The 25,106-nt window shown below is 67.0% G+C and carries 23 protein-coding genes; 14 read left to right on the forward strand and 9 right to left on the reverse strand.

All coding sequences use genetic code 11. The features are described 5' to 3' along the window. Positions 1-12: 12 nt before the first annotated feature. Positions 13-441, forward strand: a complete 429-nt coding sequence (locus HN018_RS01960; protein ID WP_172443420.1) for a DUF2382 domain-containing protein — start codon at positions 13-15, stop codon at positions 439-441. Then, a complete protein-coding gene (locus HN018_RS01965; RefSeq protein WP_171836092.1) occupies positions 434-1,309 on the forward strand; it encodes a YsnF/AvaK domain-containing protein in 876 nt (291 codons plus the stop codon). Before HN018_RS01960 ends, HN018_RS01965 begins: the two co-directional genes overlap by 8 nt. Before the next feature lie 65 nt (positions 1,310-1,374). Here HN018_RS01965 and HN018_RS01970 read toward each other — a convergent pair whose 3' ends face one another. Next, entirely contained in the window at positions 1,375-2,481 is a 1,107-nt protein-coding gene (locus HN018_RS01970) for a 2-aminoethylphosphonate--pyruvate transaminase (protein WP_275434168.1), read from the reverse strand. A 119-nt stretch (positions 2,482-2,600) separates the two neighbouring features. On the opposite strand from HN018_RS01970, the gene HN018_RS01975 reads away from it, so the two are divergent. From HN018_RS01975 to HN018_RS01990, 4 genes are read left to right on the forward strand one after another with little or no spacing between them, the layout of a single operon-like run. Next, on the forward strand, positions 2,601-3,692 hold the full coding sequence (locus HN018_RS01975) for a lysylphosphatidylglycerol synthase domain-containing protein (protein ID WP_171836091.1): 1,092 nt from the start codon (positions 2,601-2,603) through the stop codon (positions 3,690-3,692). Then, positions 3,689-4,333 (forward strand): CDP-alcohol phosphatidyltransferase family protein, encoded by a 645-nt coding sequence (locus HN018_RS01980; RefSeq protein ID WP_171836090.1) that lies wholly within the window; start codon positions 3,689-3,691, stop codon positions 4,331-4,333. The genes HN018_RS01975 and HN018_RS01980 overlap by 4 nt, the downstream gene beginning before the upstream one ends. Positions 4,334-4,339: 6 nt before the next feature. Next, positions 4,340-6,934 (forward strand): MMPL family transporter, encoded by a 2,595-nt coding sequence (locus HN018_RS01985; protein ID WP_171836089.1) that lies wholly within the window; start codon positions 4,340-4,342, stop codon positions 6,932-6,934. After that, the gene (locus HN018_RS01990; RefSeq protein WP_171836188.1) at positions 6,934-8,007 is read left to right on the forward strand and encodes a purine nucleoside permease; all 1,074 of its coding nucleotides are present in this window, start codon (positions 6,934-6,936) and stop codon (positions 8,005-8,007) included. The genes HN018_RS01985 and HN018_RS01990 overlap by 1 nt, the downstream gene beginning before the upstream one ends. Here HN018_RS01990 and HN018_RS01995 read toward each other — a convergent pair. After that, positions 7,971-8,207, reverse strand: coding sequence for a hypothetical protein (locus HN018_RS01995; protein ID WP_171836088.1), 237 nt, complete (start codon positions 8,205-8,207; stop codon positions 7,971-7,973). The genes HN018_RS01990 and HN018_RS01995 overlap by 37 nt on opposite strands. A gap of 94 nt (positions 8,208-8,301) precedes the next feature. Then, complete coding sequence (locus HN018_RS02000; RefSeq protein WP_171836087.1) at positions 8,302-9,561, reverse strand: PepSY-associated TM helix domain-containing protein; 1,260 nt, start codon at positions 9,559-9,561, stop codon at positions 8,302-8,304. 26 nt (positions 9,562-9,587) lie between these two features. Here HN018_RS02000 and HN018_RS02005 point away from each other — a divergent pair, with 26 nt between their 5' ends. Then, positions 9,588-10,790, forward strand: a complete 1,203-nt coding sequence (locus HN018_RS02005; RefSeq protein WP_171836086.1) for a multidrug effflux MFS transporter — start codon at positions 9,588-9,590, stop codon at positions 10,788-10,790. 25 nt (positions 10,791-10,815) lie between these two features. On the opposite strand, the gene HN018_RS02010 is transcribed toward HN018_RS02005, so the two are convergent. Genes HN018_RS02010 through HN018_RS02020 form a run of 3 tightly spaced genes read right to left on the reverse strand, consistent with a single transcriptional unit; the run spans position 10,816 to position 14,424 of the window. Further along, positions 10,816-11,712 carry an alpha/beta fold hydrolase gene (locus tag HN018_RS02010; RefSeq protein WP_171836085.1) on the reverse strand — a complete coding sequence of 299 codons (897 nt, stop codon included), beginning with the start codon at positions 11,710-11,712 and terminating at the stop codon, positions 10,816-10,818. After that, on the reverse strand, positions 11,709-13,187 hold the full coding sequence (locus HN018_RS02015) for a UdgX family uracil-DNA binding protein (protein WP_171836084.1): 1,479 nt from the start codon (positions 13,185-13,187) through the stop codon (positions 11,709-11,711). The genes HN018_RS02010 and HN018_RS02015 overlap by 4 nt, the downstream gene beginning before the upstream one ends. Before the next feature lie 7 nt (positions 13,188-13,194). Continuing rightward, entirely contained in the window at positions 13,195-14,424 is a 1,230-nt protein-coding gene (locus tag HN018_RS02020; protein ID WP_171836187.1) for a putative DNA modification/repair radical SAM protein, read from the reverse strand. 198 nt (positions 14,425-14,622) lie between these two features. On the opposite strand from HN018_RS02020, the gene HN018_RS02025 reads away from it, so the two are divergent. After that, positions 14,623-15,765, forward strand: coding sequence for an AGE family epimerase/isomerase (locus tag HN018_RS02025; protein ID WP_171836083.1), 1,143 nt, complete (start codon positions 14,623-14,625; stop codon positions 15,763-15,765). On the opposite strand, the gene HN018_RS02030 is transcribed toward HN018_RS02025, so the two are convergent. Beyond that, positions 15,766-16,365, reverse strand: a complete 600-nt coding sequence (locus HN018_RS02030) for a DUF2939 domain-containing protein (protein WP_171836082.1) — start codon at positions 16,363-16,365, stop codon at positions 15,766-15,768. Between the two features lie 173 nt (positions 16,366-16,538). On the opposite strand from HN018_RS02030, the gene moeB reads away from it, so the two are divergent. The 6 genes from moeB to HN018_RS02060 all read left to right on the forward strand — a co-directional run bounded on the left by moeB (position 16,539) and on the right by HN018_RS02060 (position 23,181). Beyond that, positions 16,539-17,330, forward strand: coding sequence for a molybdopterin-synthase adenylyltransferase MoeB (gene moeB / locus HN018_RS02035; protein WP_171836081.1), 792 nt, complete (start codon positions 16,539-16,541; stop codon positions 17,328-17,330). Between the two features lie 10 nt (positions 17,331-17,340). Beyond that, complete coding sequence (locus HN018_RS02040) at positions 17,341-17,718, forward strand: hypothetical protein (RefSeq protein WP_171836080.1); 378 nt, start codon at positions 17,341-17,343, stop codon at positions 17,716-17,718. 77 nt (positions 17,719-17,795) lie between these two features. Beyond that, positions 17,796-18,674, forward strand: coding sequence for an SH3 domain-containing protein (locus tag HN018_RS02045; protein WP_171836079.1), 879 nt, complete (start codon positions 17,796-17,798; stop codon positions 18,672-18,674). 71 nt (positions 18,675-18,745) lie between these two features. Next, a complete protein-coding gene (gene pyk, locus HN018_RS02050; protein WP_171836078.1) occupies positions 18,746-20,176 on the forward strand; it encodes a pyruvate kinase in 1,431 nt (476 codons plus the stop codon). After that, positions 20,176-20,619, forward strand: coding sequence for a hypothetical protein (locus HN018_RS02055; RefSeq protein WP_171836077.1), 444 nt, complete (start codon positions 20,176-20,178; stop codon positions 20,617-20,619). Before pyk ends, HN018_RS02055 begins: the two co-directional genes overlap by 1 nt. A gap of 132 nt (positions 20,620-20,751) precedes the next feature. Beyond that, the gene (locus HN018_RS02060) at positions 20,752-23,181 is read left to right on the forward strand and encodes a hypothetical protein (RefSeq protein ID WP_171836076.1); all 2,430 of its coding nucleotides are present in this window, start codon (positions 20,752-20,754) and stop codon (positions 23,179-23,181) included. On the opposite strand, the gene HN018_RS02065 is transcribed toward HN018_RS02060, so the two are convergent. Together HN018_RS02065 and HN018_RS02070 are read right to left on the reverse strand one after the other, a co-directional pair. Continuing rightward, entirely contained in the window at positions 23,169-24,425 is a 1,257-nt protein-coding gene (locus HN018_RS02065; RefSeq protein WP_171836075.1) for a D-amino acid dehydrogenase, read from the reverse strand. The genes HN018_RS02060 and HN018_RS02065 overlap by 13 nt on opposite strands. 46 nt (positions 24,426-24,471) lie before the next feature. Next, a complete protein-coding gene (locus HN018_RS02070; protein WP_171836074.1) occupies positions 24,472-25,104 on the reverse strand; it encodes a glutathione S-transferase family protein in 633 nt (210 codons plus the stop codon). Positions 25,105-25,106 lie beyond the last annotated feature (2 nt).

The raw sequence follows: 25,106 nt of genomic DNA on the forward strand, positions 1-25,106 counted from the left end.
ACTGATGATTTATTGACGCTGCCATCGGACATCGAAATTCTTCGGCTCCATGCCGAAAAACTCGAGGTTGGCAAGCGGGTTCGGGAAACCGGCCGTGTCACCGTATCGACCGTCACCCATACGCGCGATCAGCTCGTCGAGGAGTTGGTGTCCAACGAACGTGTCGAGATCGAGCATCTCGTCATCGACCGCATGGTCGACGAGATGCCGGCGGTTCGTGAGGAAGGTGACACCATCATTATTCCGATCGTGGAGGAGGTCGTCGTCGTAGAGCGACGCCTCATGCTCAGGAAGGAAGTGCGTATCACCCGGGTCAGAAGCACCCATCACTACCATGAAGTGGTGCAGCTTCGCTCCCAGGAAGCCGTCGTTTCCAGAACGGCAGCAGACGTGCCGACCGATCATGTCCAAGTCAAACCCAAGGAAGATCACGATGCCTAGTGAAACGATTGTAGCCGTTTTCGATACGGCCGCCCACGCCGATGCGGCGATCAGGGACCTGATGACCGCCGGCATCCCGGCCAGCTCGATCGAGCATTACGCCCAGGACTCGAAGGCTGCAGGCGTCAACACTGCAGACGCGAGTGTCGGCGCAAACGAGCATCGCGGGTTCTGGGGCTGGCTGACCGGCGGGGACGACGCAACGACTGATCATCACGCTCTCTACGACCAGAGCATACAGTCCGGCGGTACGGTCGTTACGGTCATTGCCAACAATGCCGATGTCGAAGGGATCAACGAGATCCTCGACCGTCACGACCCGATCGACATGGATGAGCGCCATTCGCAATACAGCTCGTCCGGTTCCTACGGTGCCGCCACGGCACCGGCCGTCGCCACGTCGGGCACGGTTGCGCCATCCGCACAGGTCACGACAGCCGGAGGTGCCACCGAGGAAGTCATCTCGCTGTCCGAGGAGACCCTGGCGGTCGGCAAGCGTGAGGTCGATCGCGGCACAACGCGGGTGCGCCGTTATGTCGTCGAGCGTCCGATCGAGGAGCAGGTCAGGCTGCGGAACGAGACCGTGTCGGTGTTCCGCCGCCCGGTGACCGGCGGTGCCGCGGTCGGCGCCGATGCGTTCACCAACCGCGAAATCACCATGACCGAGACCGACGAGGAGGCGGTTATCGCCAAGAGCGCGCACGTCGTCGAGGAAGTCGTCGTGCAGAAAGGCGTCGAGGAGCGGGTCGAGACGATCAAGGACACGCTGCGTCGCGAGGAAGTCGAGATCGACGGCCCGAACTCCGGGACCGCGACCACCAGCACCGGAGCGACCGGCGCCGACAGGACCCGGATGCCCGGTATCTGACCAGGCCGTTCGGCCCGGCGATCTGACCAAGCGGCGGCCTCATGCAAATGGGGCCGCCGTCGTTTCTACTGCCTGCAGTGCTGTCCGATGACCGTCAGAGCCCGCCGCATGTCGTCCTCGGTGATCGCACCGATGCAGCCGATGCGAAAACTGGGCGCCCTGGTCAGTTTGCCCGGATAGATCACGATGCCCGCACGCTGCAGCGCGTCGTAGAAGGGCTCGAATTCGAACGGCGGACCCGGATCCTTGAAGGTGACGATGATCGGGGCCTGCAGCTCCGGCGACAGGTAGGTCTCGAAGCCGAGCGTCCGCATTCCGTCGACAAGCATGGCATGCAGGCGGCGATAGCGCGCACCCCGCGCCGCCACCCCGCCTTCCGCGTCGAACTGGTCGAGGGCCGCATCGAGTGCTGCGGCAACCTGCACCGGCGGCGTGAAACGCCACTGGCCGTTGCGCCGGAACCCTTCCGCCTGGTCGTACAAATCGAGGCTGAGGCTGGTGGAGTTGCCTGCGCAGCCAGCCAGGTGCGCACTGTCCACCACCACGAAGCCGACGCCCGGCACGCCTTCCAGCCCCTTGTTGGACGATGCCATGACCGCGGTCAGGTGCATTGCGGACGCGTCGATCGGCAAGGCCCCGAAGCTGCTCATCGCATCCACCAGCATCCGCCGGCCGTGACGGTTCACGACCGCAGCCACCGCCTCGATCGGGTTGAGCAGCCCGCTGGTGGTTTCGCAATGGACCACGGCGACATCGGTGATGGACGCGTCCGCCATCAGCATTCGGTCGAGCTCGCCTGCATCGACCTGCTCGTCCTCGGCCCACTCGCGAACCACATGCAAGCGACCGATCCGGCGCAGCATCTCGGCCATGCGCCGTCCGTAAGCGCCATTCACCAGCAGCAGCACCAGCCCGTCACGCGGCACTAGGCTCTGCAGCGCCGCCTCGACCGCAAAGGTGCCGCTACCGGGCAGCAGCACCGTCTCGTGCGTGCCGGTGCCGCCGGCGATGGCGGTCAGGCGCAGGCGCAGGCGCGTCGTGAGCTCGATGAAGTCGGTGTCCCGCGACCCCCAGTCCCGGTCCAGAACGGCGCGGGTCGGGTCGCTGGTGGTCAACGGTCCCGGGGTCAGAAGGAGCCTGCGTGGAGCGTCTGCGTGGATCGTGGTTCTCAAGGCCGGGCGTGTCCGTTACATGAGGCGGCGACTACCGGCCCAGCGGCCAGCGTCGTGGATGCCGGCCGGAGCGGCCGCTGTCCTGAGATGTAGCCTAACATGCTCGACTGGATTTCCTGATGAAGCTGCTCACCCTGATCGGCGGCGCGCTCGGCGCGGGTTTGGCGATCTGGCTGCTGACGCGCTTCGGCCTCGGCCATGTTCTGGCACTGCTGCGCGAGGCGGGCTGGGGCATCGTGGCGGTCATGGCGGTCCATCTGGTCCAGATGCTGTTCTCCGCCCTGGGCTGGCACGCGATCGTCGGCCATGCCCGGCCTCGCCCGTCGGTCCGCGATTTCGTGCTGCTCCGCTGGGTGCGCGAGGGGGTGAACAACCTCCTCCCGGTGGCCCAGGTCGGCGGCGAGTTTGCGGCGGTGCGGCTGCTGCGCCGGCGTGGCGTATCGCTGGTGCAGGCGACGGCCGGCACGGTCTGCGACCTCACCATCGAGATGGTGACCCAGATCCTGTTCACCATCACAGGCCTGTTGCTGCTGCTGTATCTGCTCGGACGCAGCCAGGTTACGGACGAGGTGGTGGGCGGCATCGGCATCGCGGTGCTGGTCGGCGTGGTGTTCCTGGTCAGCCAATGGTTCGGCCTCGCCCGCCTGGTCGAGACCGGACTGATGAAGCTCGCCGGCCATTTCGGCTGGCAGGGCATGGACGAGATCAAGGGCCTGCATCACAGGCTGCTGTCCCTCTACAAGTCGCCGCGCCAGGTTACGCTCTCCGTCGTGTTCCAGTCGGTATCCTGGCTGCTTGGCGCCTTCGAGGTATGCCTCGCGCTGCACTACCTGGGTCACGACCGCAGCCTGGCCACCGGCCTAGTGATCGAGAGTCTCGGCCAGGCGGTCAAGGCGGCGGGCTTCGTGGTCCCCGGTGCGCTCGGCGTGTCCGAGGGCGGGTTCGTGGTGATCGGCTCGCTGTTCGGCCTGCCGCCGGCGGTGTCGATCGCGCTGGCCCTGATCAAGCGCCTGCGCGAGATGGCGTTCGGTCTGCCCGCACTTGCCGCCTGGCAATGGCTGGAGCGGCGCTGGCGGCCCCTGCAAGGTGCGGTCCTGCAGGGCCCCGGCGACACCGTTGATCCGACGGCCCAAAATCACCCCGTTTCACCGTCAACCCTGCCTCGCGAGACCGCCTCGGCGACGGCCCGCGCGTATGGAGATGTGTCTTGAACAACGACACCTGGACGCATCGCCTGGCGAGGTTCGTCATTCGCCCGATGCTCGGAACACGCGTCAGGCCGAACCACCTGACCACGCTGCGACTGCTGACCGGCCTTGCCGCCTGCCTGTGCCTGGCCGTGGGCCCGCATCAGATGCAATCGGGGGCGTTCATCTTCTGGGGCGGCATGTTCTGGCTGGTGTCCGCCTTCCTCGATCGCATGGACGGGGAGCTGGCACGGGTCGGCAACATGATGAGCCCGGGTGGCCATCGTTACGACTACCTGGTCGATAACGGCCTGAACTGCCTGTTCTTCCTGTGCGTGGGCATCGGCCTCACCCATACGAGCTATGCCGGCTATCCGCTGCATGACTGGCCGCTGGTGCTGGGGATCGTCGCGTCGGTCGCGATGTTCCTCTGCAACACCATGGCCGAACGCTACGAGGAACAGGTTCCCGGCGAGCGGATCATCGCCGGCGCCTGGGGTTTCCATGCCGACGACGCGCTCTACCTGCTGGCACCGGCCGCCTGGTTCGGCCTGCTGCCGCCGATCCTGATCGGTGCGGCGATCGGCACCAGCATCATCGCCCTGTCGTTCGCGGTCCGGCTTCTCCGGCTGCCGCGCCGGCCCTCCACGCGTCAGACGGCCTGAGCCGGCATGTTGTCCGGTCCATTGGGACGCCTTGCGGCGTTCTGTTCCCGGCGTGCGCTTGCCGTGACGCTGCTGGCGTTGCTGCTCGGGCTCGGCGCCGTCCTCACCACGCGCACCTGGCTGCAGGTCACCACCGATACCGGTGGCCTGTTCTCCTCCAAGCTGGTCTGGAAAAAGCGCCAGAAACAGCTCCAGATGGACTTCCCGCATGGCGAGGACCAGCTCGTCGCCGTCGTGCAGGGCGATATCCCCGAGGAGGCGGAGGTCACTGCGCGCCAGCTTGCCGAGCGCCTGCAGGTGGACACCGCGCACTTCAAGCTGGTCCGCACGCCGGACCAGGTGCCGTATCTGGAAAAGAACGGGCTGCTGTTCCTCGACCAGAAGCCGCTTGGCGAATTGCTGGAAAAGACCATCGACGCGCAGCCGTTCCTGGGCCAGCTCGCCACCGATCCGTCGGCCCGTGGATTGTTCGGCGCCCTGTCGATGATCGGCGAGGGGGTGAAGCGCGGCCAGGCCAACCTGACCAGCTTCGCAGCCTCGCTCGACGGGTTCGCCGATAACCTGGAGCAGGCCGCTGCCGGCCATCCGGCACCGCTCTCCTGGCAGCGGCTGATTTCCGGCAAGCTCAGCGAGCTGGGCGGCCACTACAAGTTCGTGGTTACCCAGCCGCGTCTCGATTACGGATCGTTCCAGCCCGGCGGGGCCGCTACCGCGGTCATGAAGCAGGCGATATCCGAGCTCGAGTTCGTCCGCTCCGGCCACGCGCATGTCTACCTGACCGGACAGGTCGCGCTGGACGACGAGGAGTTTGCGACCGTGGCACAGGGCATGGTCGCCGGCCTGATCGGCAGCCTGGTGCTGGTGAGCCTGTGGCTTATCCTGGCCGTGCGCACCTGGCGGGTGATCCTGCCGATCCTGGTCACGCTCATGCTCGGCCTGCTGTTCACCACCGGGTTTGCCGCCATAGCGGTCGGGACGCTGAACCTGATCTCGGTGGCGTTCGCCGTGCTGTTCGTCGGCATCGCGGTCGATTTCGGCATCCAGTTCTCGGTCCGCTTCCGCGCCCAGACCCTGGCCGACGGAACCCGGCCCGACCTCGAGACCGCCCTGTCGATGACCGGCCGCGAAACCGGCGCGCAGATCCTGATCGCGTCGCTGGCGACCGCCGCCGGCTTCCTCGCCTTCACTCCCACGGCGTTCGTCGGCGTGGCCCAGCTCGGCCTGATCGCCGGCTTCGGGATGCTGATCGCCTTCGCCTGCACCCTCACCGTGCTGCCGGCGATGCTGACCCTATGCCGCCCGAAGCCGCTGGCCGGCGAGATGGGGTTTGCCTGGGCGCGGCCGCTCGATGCGATCATCCACCGCCGGCGCATCCCGATCCTGGCAGGGTTCGGCGTGCTCGCCGCCATCGGCATCTTCTGTGTTCCGCTGCTGCATTTCGACGGCGACCCGCTGCACACCAAGAGCCCGAATTCGGAATCCATGCAGACTTTGCACCTGCTGATGGCCGATCCGACCACCTCGCCCTACAGCGCCGAGATCCTGACCCCGGACATGGCGAGCGCACGCGCGCTGGTGCCGAAGCTGGAAGCGCTGCCGCTCGTGCACGACGTGCTGTATCTGGACAGCTTCGTGCCGACCGACCAGCCGGCCAAGCTGGAGCTGATCCAGGATGCGGCGCAGATCCTGCTGCCGACCCTGATCGTGCCGGCACCGCTGGCCAAGCCGGACGCGGCGGCGATCCGGGCGAGCGCCGTGAAGACCGTGGACGATCTCGATCCGGTGGTGAAGACGCTGGCTCCGACCGACCCGCTGACGCGCATCGTGACGGCGCTCCGTACTCTCTCGACTGCGCCGGATGCTGCCTTGATTGCGGCCGATGCGGCATTGAGCCGGTTCCTGCCGATGCAACTCGACCAGTTGCGCACGGTGCTCTCGGTCAGCAGGCCGGCCGTCGAGGCGGACATCCCGGAGCAGATCCGCGAGAACTACCTGCTGCCGAATGGGCAGGCGCACATGGAAGTGCACCCCAAGGGCGCGCTGAACGACAATGCCGTGCTGCACGAGTTCGTCCGCCAGGTGCGCTCGGTGTGGCCGGATGCCGCCGGTGCCGCCGTCACCATCGTCGAGAGCGCCAACACCATCGTGCGTGCCTTCGCGATCGCCGCGATCAGCGCCCTGGTGATGATCGCGCTGATCCTGTTCGCCTTCCTGCGCCGGCTGTCGCACGTGCTGCTGGTGCTGGCGCCGCTGATGTTATCCGCCCTGCTCACGGTGATCCTGGTGGTGCTGATCCCCGAGCCGCTGAATTTCGCCAACATTATCGCGCTGCCGCTGCTGCTCGGCGTCGGCGTGTCGTTCAACATCTATTTCGTCATGAACTGGCGTCGCGGGCTGACCGGCCCGCTCGGGTCGCCGACGGCGCGGGCGGTGCTGTTCTCGGCCCTCACCACCGCGACCGCCTTCGGATCGCTCGCCGCCTCGCATCACCCGGGCACCGCCAGCATGGGCCGCCTGCTGCTGCTGAGCCTCGCTTGCACGCTTATTGCAACCATGATCTTCGAACCGGCGCTACTGCCGGAGCGTCGAAAGAACCCGTGATGCGTCTCACATTTTCCGCCGTGCTCCTGGCCGCCACCATGATGGCCGGAGCCGCAGGTGCCGCGGACCGCATCCCGATCAAGGTGGTGGTGGTCACCACTTTCGAACTTGGCCACGACACCGGCGACAAGGCCGGCGAGTTCCAGGAGTGGGTCGAGAAGCTGCCGCTTGCCGACATCGTGCCGTTCCCGGCTGGCTACCGCGATCTGCGCCTCAACCGCGCCATGGGCGTGCTCGGCATCGTCACCGGCGAAGGCCCGACCCGGGCGGCGGCGTCGATCGAGGCGCTCGGCAACGACCCGCGCTTCGATCTGAGCCACGCCTATTTCCTGCTTGCCGGCATCGCCGGCGTCGATCCGAATGTCGCCTCGCCCGGTTCGGCGGTCTGGGCGAAGCATGTGGTGGATGGCGACCTTGCGCATGAGATCGATGCCCGCGAAATTCCCTCCGACTGGAAGACCGGCTACGTGCCGTTGCAGCGCACCCGCCCCTACGAGCAGCCGGTGCCGCAGCCGCAGTCCATCTCGGGCAGCAGCGTGTTCACCCTCGATGCCGGTTTGGTGGATTGGGCGTATGGGCTGACCAGGGACATCGTCCTGCCGGACACCCCGGTGCTGCAAGCCATCCGCACCCGCTATACCGGCTTCCCCGCCGGCCAGAAGCCTGCAGTCGTGATGATCGGCGACACGCTCTCGGCCGGCACGTTCTGGGTCGGCGCCCGCATGAACGCGTGGGCCGAGGACTGGGTCGGCTACTGGACCAAGGGCACCGGCCGGTTCGCGACCACGGCCGAGGAGGATGCCGGCTTCATGCAGTCGATGACCTTCCTGGCCCAGGTGCACAAGGTCGACCTGAACCGCGTGCTTGTGCTGCGCACCGCCAGCAACTTCGACATGCCGCCGCCCGGCCAGACCCCGGCCGAACTGCTTGCCGCAGAAGCCAAGGAGGGCAGCTACACCGGCTTCGTTCCGGCCGTCGATGCCGCCTACGCGGTCGGCAGCGTCGTGGTGCGCAACCTGGTCGATCACTGGTCCGTCTACGGCAAGACCCGTCCGGGCGCCTCCGCGCGGTGATCGCGCCCGAGTTGGTCGTCCAGGGCCAGCTCGACGCCTACAACGCGCGCGACATCGACCGCTTCATGGCGTTCCCGTCGCAGCTTCTGGCCCGCGGTCTCGACGAGGTCCGTCGCCGCCACATCGAGCGGTTCGAGGAGCCCAACCTGTTCGGCTGGCTGCTGGGCCGGATGGTGGTCGGCAACCTGGTCGTGGACCACGAGACCGTCACCCGCATGTTCCCCGACGGCCCGGGGCAGGTCGGCGTCATCGCGATGTACGAGATCGAGGCCGGCAGGATCGCCCGGGCCTGGTTCAGGATGGGACCAGTATCGTCGTCCTGGACGCGTCCGATCCGACCAGGGCGGCGACGCGTTGCCTTTCGATCCGTAGCGCGTTCCGGCGCTTGCGCAGCCACAGCAGCAGGCCGCTCACGAACAGCGCAGGCAGGGACAAGCCCCCCAGGAACACCAGGATCCGCCCGGTCAAGCCGAACATCGAGCCGTTATGCAGCCAGAGCTGCATGTCCATGAACCGTTCGCCTGCGGTCTCGGCCACGGCGGACCGATCGGCGACGATGGCGCCGGTCCAGGGGTCGATCCAGATCCGGCCGGCCAGCTGGTTTGCGGCACTTGCCGTCTGCCAGCGCAGCCCGATCGTCCAGACATGATCTGGCTTCGCGGGCGGGGCGATGATGCTCACCCTTTCGCCGGGTGCGGCGCTCAGGGCGATGGCGATGGCCCGGTCCGCATCGATGGAAAACGGTCGCCGGCGATCGGGAACCGCCGGGCGAGGGTTGGTCGCGACCGGTGAGGCCAGCCGCACCACAGGCCGGATCAGGCCGGGAAACACCACGCCGACGCCGGTCACGGATACCAGCAACAGGGCCGAGCCGCCCCAGACTCCGAACAGGGCATGCAGGTCGTGATACAGGATGTGCCTAGGCCGGGTGCGCAAGCGGATCAGCGTTTTCCAGAAGCCCTTGGGCGGCCACCATAGGACCAGACCGCTGATGGCCATGGTCAGCAGCATCAGGCCCAGGACCCCGACCATCTGCTTGCCCCACCAGCGACGCAGCAGCAGCTCGGAATGCAGCCTGTAGACGACGCGCGTGAACGAGGCGTCCATGTCCTGTGTGCCGAGGACCGCCCCGGTTCCGGGATCGATTTGGATCGTCCAGAGATCCCCGTGTCTGCGGAACATGCCGATCCAGACCCGCACGATGCCGTCCGGAGCCCTGATGAACCGGATCGGCTCGGGAACGGAAGCGGCGGCGATGCGCAGGGCGGCAGTGGCTCCGATCGGTGCGGCGGTCACGGTCGCCGCATACAGCGCGGGGTGCAGCGCCACGTCCAGCTCGCGGCCGAAGACGTTGATGCTGCCGGTCAGCCCGACCAGCGCGAGAACGGCACCCAGGCCGAGGCCGATCCAGCGATGTACCAGCCGCCACGCCCGCGGACCCGCCCCGACTGGACGACGAACGACGATCGGCGGTGCATCGTGTAGGGTCGAGCCGATGCTGCACCATTCATTTGCGAATGGATCGCATCTACCAGAGGAAGATGCTTGTTGCAACGATTCTCATTCGCAACTGGTAGATCATGCGTATAGATCCCGCCTCGTTCGCCTTTACCCTGCTGCTGGCATCGATCAGCGCCCTGTCGCCGCTGGCGATCGACATGGGACTGCCGGCGCTCTCGGCGATCGGCCTAAGCCTCGAGACCCGTCCGGCGATCGCCGGGCTGACGCTCAGCATGTACATGGCGGGTTTCGCGATCGGGCCGCTGGCGGCTGGACCGTTGTCGGACCGGCTCGGGCGCAAGCGGTTGCTGCTGGGCGGGTTGATCGTGTTCGCGATCGGGGGCCTGGCGGCCGCATTCGCGCCGACGATCGGCTGGCTGCTGGCAGCGCGAGCGCTGCAGGGGATCGGGGGCGGGACCAACGCCACCCTCGCCTACGCCATCATCCGCGACCTGTTCCAGGGACGCGACGCGCACCGTCGGATCGCGTCGGTCGCGGTGGTCTCCATGACCGCGCCGATGATCGCACCGACGCTTGGAGCCCTGATCCTGGTCGTCGCCGGCTGGCGGACGATCTATGGGCTGCCCGCCATTCTGGCGGCGCTGGTCGTGGGCATGGTCGTGTTCGGCCTGCCGGAGACGCTTGCCCCTTCGGGCCGGTCGCGCGGGTTGCTGCTGCCGCAACTGGTCGAGGACGTGATGAAGCTGAACGCCAATCGAACGTATCTGCTGTGCAGCGCCATCAACGCGCTCGGCTTCGCAGCGCTGTTTTGCTACGTCAGCGGCTCGCCACTGATCGTGCTGGGCGTGCTCAAGCAACCGCAGGCGACGTTCGCCGTGCTGTTCGCGACCACCAGTCTCGCCATCACCGCCGGCGCCTTCATCAACGGCCGCCTCGCCACCCGGATGGCAGTGCCGGCCCGCCTGCTCGGGATCGGCACGGTGCTGGTGCTGGTCGCCGATCTCGCGCTGGTCGCCCTGACGCTGGCGGATGCGGTCACCTTGCCACGGCTGGTTCCGCTGCTGCTGCTCGCCAATTTCGCGTTTGGCCTGACGGCTCCCAGCGCGGCGCACGGCGCGCTCGAGCCGGTGCCGCGACAGGCCGGAGTGGCCGCCGGCCTGCTGACCACGACGCAGATGGTGTGCGGGGCACTCGGCAGCTTCATCGTCTCGGCGCTGTTCCCGCATCTCGGCATCCTGGCAGTGACCGGGACGATGACGGTGTTCGCATTCCTGGCAGTGCTGGCCTGGCTGGGACTGGCGCGCGATACCGCCCCGGCCTGATCGAGCGATCCGCCCGGCGACGAGCCTATCGCCGGCAGGTATCTTGCAGGAACGGGAGCAGCAGGCCCAAAACCAGCTCCGGCTGCTGACGCTGCGGAAAGTGCCCGATGCCGTCGAGCACATGCCGATCGTATCGGCCGGAGAACAGCTCCTCCTTGCCTTCGGAACTGGCCGGATCGGCGCAGGTGTCGGCTGCTCCCTGCAGCATCAGGGTCGGGACCGCGATGGTGGAACTGTCCGACACAAGTTTTTCCAGCGCTGCATAGACCGGGTTTTTCGCAGCCAGCTCCCAGCGTACGCGATACGAGTGCAACGTGATGTCGGCCCAGTCGGGATTGTCGAACGATGCAGCGGTCGCCTCGAACATGTCGTCCGGCACATCCCAGCCCGGGTTCCAGATCGACCAGATATACCGCGTGTAGGAGCGGCGATCGTTGCGCACCAGATCGGCACCGCGATCGAGTGCCATCAGCCACTGGTACCAATAGTTTTGCGACTGGTGCAGCGAGATCGGCTGGCTCGGATCGTTCCGGTTCCAGCCGACAGAGAGTGCGGCGATGGCAATGACGCGTTCCGGCGCCACGCAGGCGGCGGTATAGGCGATCCGCGCGCCCCAATCATGGCCGACGATCGCGAACCGCTCCAGCTTCAGTGCGTCGGCCAGGTCGAACATGTCCTGTGTCAGCGCCGTAATTTCGCCGGAACGCATCGTCGCGCCGTCATGGAAGCGGGTCGGCCCGTGACCGCGGAGGAACGGCACGATGGTGCGGCAGCCGGCCTGGTGCAGGGCCGGCAGCATCGCGTCCCAGGTCAGGGCATCGTCCGGCCACCCATGCAGCAGCATGAGCGGCAGTCCGGCATCCGGGCCCGAGATGGTGCAGCCGATCGCGAGCGTCGGCGTATCGATGACGACGAAGCTCATGGTTCGAGCAGGCTCCTTGCCAACCGCAGGTCTGCAACGAAGGCGGCGTACTCACGCTGCTTCGCCTCCTCGTCGGGTAGGCGCAGCAGGTAGGACGGATGCACCGTGACCAAGCCCTGGCTGTTGCCGCCGAACGTCTCGGGCAGTGCGATCGGCCTGGATCGCTCGCGCGAGATGGTGACCGTGCGCCCCAGCACCGCACGGGCCGCGGTGGCGCCGAGCATCACCAGCAAGGCCGGCTTCACCGCACGGCGTTCCTCGGCGAGCCACACCGAGCAGGCGCCGATCTCGGTGAGATCCGGCTTGGCGTGGATGCGTCGCTTGCCGCGCGCCTCGAACTTGAAGTGCTTGACCGAATTGGTGACGTAGACCGTCGAGCGCTCGATCCCGGCTTCCTTCATCGCCTGGTCCAGCAGCCGTCCGGCCGGTCCCACGAACGGCCGGCCGGCAAGATCCTCCTGATCGCCCGGCTGTTCGCCGACCATCATCATGCGGGCATCCTGCGGCCCTTCGCCGAACACTACCTGGGTCGCCGGCTCCCACAGATGGCAACGCCGGCATTCGGTAGCAGCCTGCGCCAGTTCGGCCAGCGAACCCGGATGCACCGGTCCGTATTCCTGCTCGAGCTTCAGGGCCGGGGCAGGGGTCGGCTTGATCTTGGTCTCGGTCGGCGCCACGGGGCGTGCCTCCAGCATGGTCTCGGTGCGTTGCGTCGCACTTCGGATCAGCTCAGGGATCGCCGCCGCCTCGGGAAGGTTGCGCCAGTATTTCTTCGGCATTTCCGATGTCATGGCCGAGATCTTCAGCCGTGCCGGATTGAAGATCGCCCTGAAATAGGCGCGCCAGTAGCGCTCGAGCGCATCGTCGTCGGGCACCTGGGCCGGATCGGCGCCCGGGCCGAATTCAAGCGTGCTGCCGGTCCAGTGCACGCTGCGGTATGGCGTCAGGATCGAGAACACCATGGTGGCGAACCGGCGCACAAAGAAGTCCGCATTCGCCTCGACGATATAGTGCTCAGGCTCGAACCAGGCGACGTAGCGGGTGGCGTCTGGTTCGGGCACTTCGCGGAACCGCAGGAAGGCACGCATCTTGTGGGTGTCGCGACGCACCGATTGCGCCAGCCGGATCGCCCGCTGCACCGCGGCGTCGGTGACCACCTCGACGATGCGTCGCTCGCCGTGCTGCGCCCGCCAGACCAGGCTGTAGAGCAGATCGAACCGTTCCGGTTCACGCGCCTGGATGACCGTCTGTGCCAGTTCCATCAGCGCGCGAGACACGGTGAACCCGCCTGGAGCAGGAGCCGCGGCCGGCGGGGGTGCCCCAACGGGCTCGTCATGTCCTTGCGCGAACAGGTCGTCCGGCATCCCGACCGAGAAATGCACCTGTTCGGGTGCGACGTTGTCGATGGCCAGCCGGCGGGCGGCGTCGCGCCAGCCGGCGAAGTCTACCTCATGGGCAAGAATGACGCTCTGCATGGAGCACTCAAAGCAGGGCGAGCTGCTTGGGTTGCGGCGCCAGCCGTTGCGACAGGCGTGCGCTGTCGAGTTCGTGCGCGGGCTTGTGGTCGGCGGTGATCACGAACACCGCGAGCTTGGCCAGCGACAGTCGCAGCCGCGCTAGATCGTCCATGCGCAGGCGCTTGTGCCGCCGCACCTGCAGGATGCGATCCACCGACTTCACGCCGAGGCCGGGCACACGCAGCAGCAACTCGCGATCGGCGGTGTTGACGTCGACCGGGAACATGGCCCGGTTTTCCAGCGCCCAGGCGAGCTTCGGGTCGTGCACCAGGTCGAGATTGCCGTCCGCATCTGTTGCCAGTTCCTCGACGCCGAAGCCGTAGAAGCGCAGCAGCCAATCCGCCTGGTAGAGCCGGTGCTCGCGCATCAACGGCGCCGGCTTCAACGGCAGCGCCGACGAGGCATCCGGGATCGGACTGAACGCCGAGTAGTAAACTCGGCGCAGGCCGTATGAGCCGTACAGGTTGCTGCTCATGCGCAGGATGGTGCGGTCCGGGCTCTGGTCGGCCCCGACGATCACCTGCGTGCTTTGCCCAGCCGGTGCGAAGCGCGGAGGCTTGGCCCCACCCGGCCTGGTCTTCTCGCGCGCAGCATCGATACCGAGCCGCATCCGGCCCATCGAGCGGCGGATACCGGCCATGTCCTTTTCCGGCGCGTAGTCCTTGAGTGCCGCTTCGGTCGGCAGCTCCACGTTGATCGAAAGCCGGTCGGCCCATTTCCCGGCTTCCTCGAGCAGCAACGGATCGGCGTCGGGGATGGTCTTCAGGTGGATGTAGCCACGGAACCCGTGCTCGACCCGAAGGGTGCGGGCGACGCCGATCACCTGCTCCATGGTGTAGTCCGGCGAGCGGATGATGCCCGACGACAGGAACAATCCCTCGATGCAGTTGCGCCGATAGAAGCCGAGCGTCAGCTGCACCACCTCGTCGACCGTGAAGCGGGCCCGCTTCACCGAGGAGGAAGCCCGGTTGATGCAGTAGGCGCACTCGTAGAGGCAGAAATTGGTGAGCAGTATCTTCAGCAGCGAGATGCATCGCCCGTCCGGGGCATATGCGTGGCAGATGCCCATGCCCTCGGTCGAGCCGATCCCCTTGGTCGCGCCGATGCTGTCCCGCTTCTCCGTGCCGCTCGAAGCGCAGGAGGCGTCGTATTTCGCGGCATCCGCGAGGATCTCGAGCTTGGCGAGCAGGTCCATCATTAGTTCCTGTTTCGTTCTAATCCGCCCTGGACGGTGAGGCAAGCCGCCGTAACCGATGTCGCCGGTATCTCCGGAGCGTTTTGCAGAAGTGGTTTGCAAGCTGGCACAGGTGGAGGGGCGATCAGCCTTGACCGGCCTCGGCGACAGAAGGCAGGAAATACGCAACGCGTGGCTTGGCAGAAGGATCAACGGCCCATGTCCGACACCGGTATGCTGATGCAGGCAGCGGATCGCATCGAGGCATGGTTTGCCGACACATGGCCGGTCTGGATCGAACGGGGGCTGGACCGGAACGGGCTGTTCTATGAGCAGTTCGACGCGTCGGGCCGGCCCGACGACCTCGCGCCGCGTCGCATGCGGGTGCAGGGGCGGCAGCTCTATTCGCTCTCGCGCGCGGTCGCGGCCGGCTACGACTCGGCCAAGCCTGTGCTCGACCGTGCCCTGGTATCGATCGAGGCCCATTGCTGGGGTGCAGTCGGCAACCAGGGGTGGATCCACCTCATGGCGCCCGACGGAACGCCGCTCGACACCCTGCGCGATACCTACGACCAGGCCTTCATGCTGTTCGGCCTATGCGGCGCGTCCGAGGCCGGGCTGCCGTATGCCCGTGTTTTAGCCGACCGCACCCTTGCCTTCATCGATGCCGAACTGCTGGATGCCCGCGACGGCAGTTATCGCGAGGGCGCGCCGGCCAGCCTGCCGCGGCGCGCCAACCCGCACATGCACCTGTTCGAGGCGATGCTCGCCTGGTTCGCCCATACCGGCGAACGACAATTCCTCGACCGGGCGAACCGGATCGCCGGCCTGTTCGAGACCGCGTTCCTCGACCGCGGCAACGGGACGCTGACCGAGTTCTTCACCGAGGATCTTCGACCCGCGCCAACGCCGGCCGGTGACGTGGTCGAACCGGGGCATCACTTCGAATGGTCGTGGCTGTTGCATCGGCTGGCGACGCTGGGTGGTCGCGACCTGCTCGACGAGGCCGGCATCCTGCATCGATGGGCCGTCCAGCACGGTCTCGACCACGGTCTTCTTGCGGTCGACGAATGCGATCGCCTGGGGCGGCAGATCCGAAAGACCCGTCGCATCTGGCCGCAGACCGAACTTATCAAGAGCCGGCTTGCGAACGACGAGCCCGAGATCGCCGCCACCGTGGCGATCGCAATGCTCGATACCTATCTGGCAACCGACACGAAGGGGATGTGGATCGACCAGTTCGACCATGCCGGAATGCCGTGCGACACGGTCGTGCCCGCGAGCACGCTCTATCATCTGGTCGTCGCGTTCGAGGATCTTCTGAGAGTGGCCGGCAGGCCTAAACGCGTGTCGTCGGCCTGATCAGGTGCGTGCGCCCACGTGCTGGCTCAGGAACTGGTCCGGCATCTGGATGCGGGTGATCTTCCACTGCCACTTCTCGATCCGCATCGACACCGTCACCGGAACCGACTTCGGATCGTCGTCCAGCCGGACCGAGGCCTCGAACTGGCTCGGGCCGATGAAGCGCACATGGTCCACCCGTCCCAGCATCGACAACGCCCCGGAACCGGTCGCATGAGCGGCCCGGTCGGCAGGGCCTGCATGGACCAGCATCGCCACCAGATGCTCGGGGGTGATGACATCATCCACGACGTGGGAAACGATGGTGGTGGCGAACGACGTGCCGAAGTCCGGAAGCTCGTCCTGTGCGGCCGCCACATGGGTGGAACTGGCCAGGCTCACCGTCGCGCCAGGACCGAGATCGCTCTTGAGCCCGCTCCGGACCGTGCGCCAGTCGAGCGCCCCCTGGACCGTGGTGACATCATGGTTCTGGAGCGCGGAAGCGACCGACCACAGGGTCACGAATGGCGATGCCGCATACAGGCTTAGCGACGCGACCAGGCAGGCGAACGGGATGCGGGTCGTGCGCAGGAGCCGGTTCCGGACGGATCGACGTGTCATCGCTTCGGCCCTTGCTGGATTTGAGGGTCTGCTATGTCGGACTATCTTCCAACCCGGATGTGGCGGTCAAGTAACATCGTGAAGACATTCGTGATTTGCATGTGCGGCTCCCGGATCAGCCGGTCGATCGTCCCGTAGCCGGCCACCGCTCCGGACAAGTCAGGAATGCCGCGATGAACCTCGATTTTACCGAAGACGAGATCAACCGCTATTCGCGTCATATCCTGCTCGGTGAAGTCGGCGGCATCGGCCAGGCGCAGCTTCGGGACGCGAAGGTGCTCGTGGTCGGGGCAGGCGGCCTCGGTGCACCGCTGGCGCTCTACCTTGCGGCCGCAGGTGTCGGCACCATCGGGCTCGTGGACGACGATGTCGTCGAGCTGTCGAACCTGCAGCGGCAGATCATCCATGCCACCGACCGGATCGGGCAGGGCAAGGTGGCCTCCGCGACGACGGCGCTGGCCGCACTCAATCCGCTGGTCGAAATCCGGCAGCATCCCTATCGGCTCGATGCGGCGAGCGTGGCCGCCGTGATCGACCAGTACGACATCATCTGCGACGGCAGCGACAATTTCCCGACCCGCTACCTGCTGGCGGATGCCTGCGTGCTCGGCCGGCGCACCCTGATCTCGGCATCGGTATCGCGCTTCGAGGGCCAGCTTTCCACCTTCAAGCCGCATCTCGGCGGCCCCTGCTACCGTTGCCTCTATCCCGCACCGCCGCCGCCGGGGACGGTCCAATCCTGTGCCGAAGCCGGCGTGCTCGGCGCAGTCACCGGGGTGATGGGCACGCTGCAGGCGACCGAGGTGATCAAGGAAATCGTCGGTCTCGGCGAGGGCCTGTCCGGACGCGTGCTGGCCTGGGACGCGCTGTCGGTGCGCTTCCATGTATTCCGGCTGAAGCCCGATCCGGACTGCCTGCTCTGCGGCACGCATCCAGGCATCCACGACCTGTCCGCGCATGCGTGAGGAACCCGCCATGCCGCCCGTCCTCGGCATCATGCTGATCAGCGGCGTCTACGATCGTGCCCATCATGCGCTCGTCATGGCGGTCAGTGCCGCATCCCTCGATCGCCCGGTGGTGCTGTTCGCGACGCATGGCGGCCTGCATGCGCTCTGCCGGGACTGGTCGGGACTCGTCGGTAGCGATGCCGACGCGATCTTCCGGGCCCGAGGCGTGGTCGGGTTCACGCCGCTGCAGGACAGCCTGGCGCCCCTCGGGGTGAGGCTGATGGCTTGCCAGGCCGGGCTGCTGGCGACGGCGCTGCCGGTGGCGATGTTGCTGGACGATGTCGAGCAGGTCGGCGTGCCGACCTTCCTCGCCGCCGTCGGCTACGGGCAAATGCTGTCGATCTGACCCTCGCGTGGCGGTGGGGTGCTTAAACCCCGACCGTGGGCCTTGCTCTCCGCAGCGTGTGTTGGCACGGATGGCAAATGCCTGTCGTTCGTACGCGCCGCCCGATCCGAAGCCCTGCCGGCGTCCCGAATCCCCGGCGGACGGTGAGCGGCGCGCTGCTCTCGATCGGCCTGCTGCTTCCGGCCGGCGCGGCCGCCCAATCGTCGCTCGGGACCCCGGCGGTGCTCCCGGCGCCTCATCACCTAGTGCTGCATCCCAAGCCGCCAGGGCATGCCGGGTCGCATCCCGGGTCGCACACCGAAACGCCGCACCGTGCCGCCCATCTAGCCCATGCGAAGCATCCGGCTCACAACGGGCATCCGGTCGCGGCCCATCCGGTCCGGCATCCACCGCCGCCGCCCGCACCGCCCCCGGTGCCGGTGGTGGCTGCACCCGTCGTGCCCCCGGTGGCCCTCAAGGGCACCAACACCGGGCTTCCGCTTCCGCGCTTCGCCTCGCTCAGGGCCGACGACGTCAACCTGCGCGGTGGGCCCGGCACGCGCTATCCGATCCAGTGGATCTACAAGCGGCGCGACCTGCCGGTGAAGATCGAGCGTGAGTTCGACGTCTGGCGGCTCGTCGAGGATTCCGACGGGGTCAAGGGATGGGTTCACCAGGCGACCCTGGTCGGCAGCCGCAGTTTCGTGGTGGTTGCAGCCACGATGGCACGGCCGGCATCGGAAACCGTCACCGCGTCCACGGAAATTTCGGCAGATGTCCGCAATCAGGTGCTACGAAGCGAACCGAAACCAGACGGTGCGGTGGTCGCGATCTTGAAGCCGGGTGTAATAGGCCGTATCCGCACCTGCCCTGCAGGCTCCGACTGGTGCAGGGTCAGTCTCAAGGCGTATTCAGGGTGGCTGCTGCGGAGTGCCTTCTGGGGCCTGCTCCCAGGCGAGACCATCCTGCCGCCCTGACCACACACCGCACCGCACAGCCCGAACATTGGACAGGAGGTTAATCCTTGTCGGCATACTCTTCATCATCGATGTCACTGCTGAGCAGACGTACCAAGATCGTGGCCACGCTCGGCCCGGTCTCCAGCTCGGAGGAGCGGATCGCGGCCCTGGCGGAAGCCGGCGCCGACCTGTTCCGGATCAACTTCTCCCATGGCCTCCACTCCGAGCACGGTGCCCGGATCGCCGCGGTCCGCGCGGTCGAGCAGAGCCGCGGCCGGCCGATCGGCATTCTGGCCGACGTGCAGGGGCCGAAACTGCGGGTCGGCCTGTTCGAAGGCGGGCGTGCCCCGCTGGTGCCTGGCGACGACTTCATCCTCGATCTCGACTCCGCGGTCGGCACCTCGCGTCGCGTGCAGTTGCCGCATCCGGAAATCATCCAGGCCGCGACGGTCGGCTCGTTCCTGCTGCTCGATGACGGGCGGTTGCGGCTGCGGGTTTCCAAGTGCTTCCCCGACCGGCTCGTGACCGAGATCGTCACCGGCGGGTTTCTGTCCGACCGCAAGGGCGTGAACGTGCCGGACGTCGTGCTGCCGATCCCGGCGCTGACGCTGAAGGACCGCGCCGACCTCGAATTCGCGTTGCAGCACGGCGTGGACTTCATCGGCCTGTCGTTCGTGCAGACGCCGGCGGATGTCGAGGAAGCCCGTTCGCTGATCCAAGGTCGCGCCTGGATCATGACCAAGGTCGAGAAGCCGCAGGCGCTCGACAATCTCGACGCGATTCTTCGCCTGTCGGATGCGGTGATGGTGGCGCGCGGCGATCTCGGCGTCGAGTTGCCGCCGGAGCGGGTTCCGCTCGAACAGAAGCGCATCGTCCGCGAGGCGCGCCTGCTCGGCCTTCCGGTGGTGGTGGCGACACAGATGCTGGAGAGCATGATCTCCGCGCCGGCTCCGACCCGTGCCGAGGCGTCCGACGTGGCGACCGCTGTGTTCGACGGCGCCGATGCGGTGATGCTGTCCGGTGAAACCGCGGTCGGCCAGTATCCGGTCGAAGCGGTCTCGATCATGAAGCGGATCGTGGCCCAGGTGGAAGCCGACGCGAGCTGGCAGGCGTTGCAGAAAACCACCCGCCCGGCTCCCGAGAACTCCACCTCGGACGCGATCGCCTTCGCGGCCCAGCAGGTGGCGGAAACCATCGGCGCCGCCGCGATCGTCGCCTACACCCTCTCCGGCCGGAGTGCCGTTCGCATCTCCCGCGAGCGTCCGGCCTGCCCAGTCCTGGGTATTGCCGGCAACGTCGCGGCGGCGCGCAGACTGTCGGTCGCCTGGGGCGTCCAGGCGATGGCGCTGGACCAGAGCGAGCCGAACGAGACCATCGAGCATGTGGTCGAGTCCGCGGTCGACATGGCCAAGCAGGCCGGTGTAGCCGGGGTTGGCGACCTGCTGGTCATTGTCGCAGGCGTCCCGTTTGGCCGTGCCGGCACGACCAACACCCTGCGCGTGGTGAAGGTCGGCGCCTGATGCGACCGGCGCGCCGCACTGCCATCCCGGTCCAGCCGACGCTGCTGCTTGCAGCGTTGCTGGCGGGGTGGGCAGGTGGCGCGCCAGCCCGCGCGGGCAGTCTGCAGGATGACAGCCTGCTGCGGGACCCGGGCTCCTATTCTCTCGAACCGCCATCGCTGCTGGCCGGCGGCGTCGTCAGCCAGTCGTTCGGCTCCGGCGGATACCGCAGCAGTGCGATCCGGATGGATAGCGGCCTGCTCGGCGGCAAGACCCGCGCCTTCGTCGAACTTGGCACCGGGCAGGGGCCACGCTGGCACGGAAGGCCCGTGGTCAGCGGCAGCAGCGTCGCCGTCGGCGTCGAGACCGAAATCGCCCGCCACATGACGCTGAGCATCACCGGCGGCGCGGAACGGGACCGTTTCGGCAACGCCGGCTATGGGAACCCGAACTTTCTTCCCTGACGCCGCCGCTGGCGGATCCTGGCCCGTCAGCTCGACAAATGACCGGATTTTGGCAAGCTTCGGAACCTGCAACGTTCCGGACCATCGCGCTGCATCGGCCAGCTGGTGCATGCCGTAGACTGGGACCCGACCATGCTGACCCGTGAACAGTTATCCCTGCTGGCGCCGGTCGTGGACGATGCGGTCGTGCTGCGGGACGACGTCTATCGTCTGTGCCTGATGCCGGGATACGACGTGCCGCTGGTCAACAGCGAGGGCCCCCTGAAAGCGTTCGCGGAGGGCTGGCGGCCCGGCCGGGTCCTGACCGTGCTGTGTCCGGTGCTGCTGCTGGAGTTCCTGCACGAGAACGGCCGGGCTGGCTTCTGGCTGCTCGATACCGATGGGGTGTTCATCGGCAACGATTTCGCCGCACTGCCCGCGCCCCTGTTCGAGACGGTCTGCCGGCGCGGCCGTCCGATCCTGAACTGGCTGCGCGCAATGGCCATGCCGGGCATCTCCTGCGTCCAGCCGGCATCGGTCACCGCGCTGCTGCTGGTTCATCTCGACATCAGGCGCGAGCTCGCCAGAACCATCTGCGCCGTCGACCTGACAGGCACGCTGTCCGATGCGGCGCTCGGGCCGGTCGAGGATCGTTCGCGGATCCTGCCGGACGCCGATGTTCGCAGGGCGCCGCCGGATGATTTCGCCATCACCCAGGGCGGCCGGCCCATCCAGGTCGGACCCGGCTGGCGGGTCGAGCGGGTCACCACGCTGTTCGCCCCGGTCATCGTGCTCGAACTGCTGCACGAGGATGGCGGCCAGGGCGTCTGGTACGTGGACCGGCAGATCGAGATGCTCGGCAACAGCGCGCTCCAGCTTGCGGGCGCGATGCGGCTGCATCTGCAGTGCCTGTGCATGCCCCTGTTCGACGAGCTCCGGGAGCGGGTGATCATGGCGCCCGCACTGCCGCTGACGGCGGAAACCCGGCATTTCCTGGACATGGCGCAGCTGTCCCGCGATGACCTGCTGAGTTTCTATTTCCTGTGTGCAGGCTTGAATGATCGGCTCCCGCATAGCTGGGCACTGACCGACCTGCCGCCACCGCCGATGAGCTATTCGGCGCCGGTGAGCAGTGGCGGCAAGGTTTTGATCGATCCGGACCACACGCGCCGGACCTGCCAGCGATTCCTGCGCGACGAGCTGCTCAGGCAGGTCGGCATCGGCACGATGATCTGGCCCTCTCCGGTCGATGGGCAGGACATCGCTGTCGTTCCGAAAACGTTTTATATCGACGATCTGTGTTTCGCCTATCAGCTGCATGACGAGCGATACGGCCTGACCTTCTATGTGTTCGGCCTCGAGGGGTTCTTCCGGAGTTTCGCGCTCTATTTTCCGTCCGCCGATCTCGTGGTCGGTGCCGACGCAGCGCAGCTCCAGGTCGCCCATCGCTACACCGAGAAGGCAGGGCAACTCCTGTTGCGGCATGTCACGCTCTATGGCCCCGACCTTGTGCAGAGCCTGCAACAGCCCCCGGCGGAGATCGTGCATGCCTTTCGCGGCTTGCACGCGATCCATCTCGGGCATTTCCTGTGGCAGGATCTGAGTGGCCTTTCCTACCTCGTCGATGCATTCCCGGCCGAGGACCTGCCGCGCTGCTATGTTTTCGACACCCTGCATCACCCGGAAATCTACGGGCCGATCGACGAGATATTTCCAGAGCTTGCAGGAAGAATCGTCAGGATCGCCGGATCGTTCGGCGCGCACATCCCGCAATTCTACCGGGACCGGCAAAGCGTCATCAAATCCACCGGGATCAGCGTGCCCGGCCAGGTCGGCCGCCGCATCATCGCCTCGCTGCGCCGGTCCGCACGGTGGCAGGAGCCCATCGCGCGCGCGGCGCAGGCCCGTGCCGAAGGGGCGGTCGTGGTCGTCGGGCTGCGGATCGGCAACCGCACGATCGAGGATATGGGCGGATTCACCGAACGCCTCGTGGACATGCTGGCGCACCGGCTCGGCACCGTGACCATCGTCATCGATGGCCATAACAGCATCGGCGACGAGCCCGGCCTGACCTATGCGAGCTTCGGCGATACGCTGGGCGGCGGCTCCAGCTTCATGCAGCGCGAACTGGCGATCGTGGACGGGCTGGAGCGCCGCTATCGCGAAACCGCCGTCACCATCGTCAACAATATCGACAGGCCGGTGCAGGAGAGCATTGTCTGGTGCAGCGAGGCGGATTTTTTCGTGGCACCCTGGGGCGCGGCGCTCGCCAAGTATCGCTGGGTCTGCAACACGCCGGGCCTCGCCACGGTCGGTCGCTGGAACCTGGAAAGACGGCACGATCTCGGGATCTACAACCACCCGGCGGCCATGGACGACCCGACGCCCATGCTGTTCAACCCGGTCGAGGCGGTGACCGACATCGCCGAGCCGGACGCGGCCGATGCCGATCGCAGCAACTACACGCTCGACGAAGCCATCGTGTTCGCGCAGATCCGGACGCTGGTCGCCGATCATGTCGAGCCACGCCTGAACCCGCGGGTGGCTGCCCCGGGCGAGCAGGCCGGCGTTCAGGCCGCGTAGCGGGACAACGCCAGATCCTCGTGCTCGATGTTCGGGCGCCGTTCCGAGATCAGGTCGGCGATCAGCCGGCCTGAGCCGCAGGCCATGGTCCAGCCCAGCGTGCCGTGGCCGGTGTTCAGCCACAGGTTCCGGTAGCGTCCGGAGCTGCCGACGATCGGGGTGCCGTCCGGCGTGTTCGGGCGCAGTCCGGTCCAGTAGGTGGCCCGGTCCAGGTCGCCGCCGCCAAACAGTTCCCCGAACGACAGCGCCAGCGTCTCCCGCCGCTCCGGTCGCAGCCGCAGATCGTAGCCGGCGAGCTCGGCGGTGCCACCGACCCGAATGCGGTCGCCGAGACGGGTCATGGCGACCTTGTAGGTCTCGTCGTTCACCGTCGATGTCGGTGCCCGCGACGCATCGGTCAGCGGGATGGTGAGCGAGTAGCCCTTCACCGGATAGACCGGCAGCCGCAGCCCGAGCGGTTGCAGCAGCTTCACGGTGTGCACGCCGGTCGCCGCGAGGTAGGCGTCGCCGGTGACGACGCCCTGGCTGGTCTGCACGCCGTCGATCAGGTCCGGCCCATGCAGCAGCCGCTCGATGCTGACCCCCAGCCGGAATCGGACCCCGGCCGCCGCCGCCATGTCGGCCAGCCGCCGTGTGAACAGATGCGCGTCGCCGGACTGGTCGCCGGGCAGGCGCAACCCGCCTTTCAGCAGATGGATCGAGTGTGCGAGCCCCGGCTCGTTCCGCACCACGCCCGCCTGGTCGAGCAGCTCGTGCGGCACGCCGCCGGCTGCCAGGATGCGCATGTCGTCCGCCGCGTGATCGAGCTGCGCCTGGGTGCGGAACAGCTGGATCAGCCCGGCCTGGCCATCGTCGTAGGTGATGCCGGTCTCGTGCCGCAGGTCGTCGAGGCAGTCGCGGCTGTACTCGGCCAGCCGCAGCATCCGGCTCTTGTTGCGCTCGTAGGCTTCCTCGGTGCAGTTCGCCAGCAGCTGGCCCATCCAGCGGATCATCGCGATATCGAGGCGTGCCCGGATCAGCAGCGGGCTGTGCTTGCGCAGCATCCAGCCGATCGCCTTGACCGGCAGGCCCGGCGCGGCCCACGGCGTCGAATAGCCCGGCGAGACCTGTCCCGCATTGGCGAAACTGGTTTCCATCGCCACGCCCGGCTGCCGGTCGATCAGCTCGACCTCGTGGCCGAGGCGCGCGAGATACCAGGCGGAGGTCACGCCGATCACGCCGCCGCCGAGCACCACGACCTTCATGCGCGACCTGACTTGGTCTGCATGTGCTGCATCATGTCCACCATTCTCAGGCCGGTATCTTCATGCCGGCCTTGACCGCCGGGCGATCGCCGACGCGGGCCAGCCAGTCATGGATCGCGGTCTTCTGGGCCAGGCTGTCGCCGAGCGCCGGCTGCATTCGTTCCATTGCCGCGGCCATCCATGGGAAGGTGGCCATGTCGGCGATCGTATAGTGCTCACCGCCGAGGTAGGGCGATGTCGAAAGCCGTCCCTCCAGCACGCCGAGCAGCCGCTCCACCTCGGTCCTGAAGCGATCGATCGCCGGCGGGACCTTCTTCTTCGACATCAGGGCGAAGAAGCCGAACTGGCCGAACATCGGGCCGAGGCCGCCGACCTGCCAGTAGAGCCATTCCAGCGTCTTGAATCGTTCGGCGCCGGTGGCGGCCAGGAAACGACCCCTCTTCTCGGCCAGGTAGGTCAGGATTGCCCCACTCTCGAATATCGGCAGCGGCCCACCGGGCGCACCGGTGTCCACGATCGCCGGGATCTTGTTGTTGGGCGAGACGGCCAGGAACCCCGGTGCGAACTGTTCTTCCTTGGAGATATCCACCGGATGCAGCCTGTACGGCTCGCCGAGCTCCTCCAGCATGATCGCGACCTTGCGGCCGTTCGGGGTCTTCCACGTATAGAACTCGATCATGG

The organism is Lichenicola cladoniae (assembly GCF_013201075.1).
In the GTDB taxonomy this organism is placed as follows: Bacteria; Pseudomonadota; Alphaproteobacteria; order Acetobacterales; family Acetobacteraceae; genus Lichenicola; species Lichenicola cladoniae.